Source organism: Microcystis sp. M49636_WE2 (assembly GCF_030065375.1).
Lineage (GTDB): Bacteria > Cyanobacteriota > Cyanobacteriia > Cyanobacteriales > Microcystaceae > Microcystis > Microcystis aeruginosa_C.
Window position 1 is genome coordinate 1 of the sequence record NZ_JASJFG010000309.1, and the last position, 1,292, is coordinate 1,292.

At 44.3% G+C, this 1,292-nt stretch carries 3 protein-coding genes; 2 read left to right on the plus strand and 1 reads right to left on the minus strand.

The window, feature by feature from the left end:
- The coding region (locus tag PX484_RS07480; RefSeq protein WP_288103324.1) for an SGNH/GDSL hydrolase family protein at window positions 1–578 on the minus strand (578 nt) is incomplete at its 3' end.
- 82 nt (window positions 579–660) lie between these two features.
- Between PX484_RS07480 and PX484_RS07485 the strand changes: the two genes are divergently transcribed.
- On the plus strand, window positions 661–795 hold the full coding sequence (locus PX484_RS07485) for a hypothetical protein (RefSeq protein WP_002736350.1): 135 nt from the start codon (window positions 661–663) through the stop codon (window positions 793–795).
- A 376-nt stretch (window positions 796–1,171) separates the two neighbouring features.
- Window positions 1,172–1,292 (plus strand): DICT sensory domain-containing protein (locus PX484_RS07490; protein WP_288103326.1); only part of this gene is annotated, 121 nt, incomplete at its 3' end.

Consider the following 1,292-nt stretch of genomic DNA (forward strand, 5'->3'; position numbering starts at 1 on the left):
CGATCATAAAATTCGATTAAAGCTAAAGCTGGCCGGTGATCGGGATAATTAATTTCTCGTCCCACCACCGCCGAACTAGGAGCTAAAGCGAACAGATCATCGGTGTTCATTAATAACACAATCACCTGAGATTCAAAGGTGCCGAAACGTCGCAGATAGGCCAATTGATTGCGCGGTCCCCAAGAATTAGCCGAAGCATTGAGAACCTCCACTGAACCCGTCAGATTTTGGCCTAAATTTTTGGTGATTAAAGCAGCAATGGTCTCTTTTTGATCTGTCCACCAGGAGCCATTAGCGATCGAATCACCGATTAACATGATTCTCGTCGTCTCCGGAGGCCGTTGGGTTGTAATCGGATCGCTCCGCATCGAATACTGATTAACGGCGATAAAATTGGAAAAACGGCGCGTTTGTTGATTAGGAGCCAAAAGATAGCCAATTTCGGCATCAGCTTTGTAAATAAGCGGATTACCGAACCCGAAGACAATTCTTAAAATAGCCTCAAGGAGAAGGCCAAGGGCGAAAAGAACGCCTAGAATGATTAAAGACAGCCGAATGATACCAATTTCTAATAACACGGATAGATGAGAGTTAGCTAATTTATGATCCTAAAGTGTCTCATACTTTCTACATCCATCTCATGAAAAGGAGTTAAAAGCAATGTCAGACTTAAATCGTGGCATCATGAAATTCGAGGGAGCCGATAAACCGGCAGTAGTGGCGATATCGTCGATTATCGTCATCGGTAGTATTATTGCTCTGATCCTTTGGGCAATGAAAGTCGCCTACATCTAGTTAGGGTTTGCGGCAAAAAGTTTCTCGTGGGGGCAGGGTGTAGGGTGTAGGGTGTAGGGTTTTACCCATTTTCATCTGGTAAATTACCTAATTTTCAGGGAAAAAGTCCCTAAAATTTCCCCCCGATCCCTCCAATGGCGGGTACTTTTTGATTTCCCAAAAGTCTAAAAGTCTTACCCAACAAGGTTTAGATTTATTCAGCAACACCTAGTTAACTAGATTAATTTCGCTCACTTTTGGCATCACTCAGTTTAAATTTCTTGCCATCACGATCTCACCTCTTGTCCCCTTGAGCCTGTAGGATAGGGTCAAGGGAGAAATTGCTAGTTCCCTCTATCGCGCCTGCTAGTTACACCCGACTCGAAACAGATCATCGATGAGCAGATCAACTTCTGTTTTAACAGAACTGTTGCAGTTACTCCCCCAATGGCGATCGCAGATGTACTTCAAAGCATCCCTGACCGCGCTATCCCACGCCATGGAGGATCAGGTTTTAG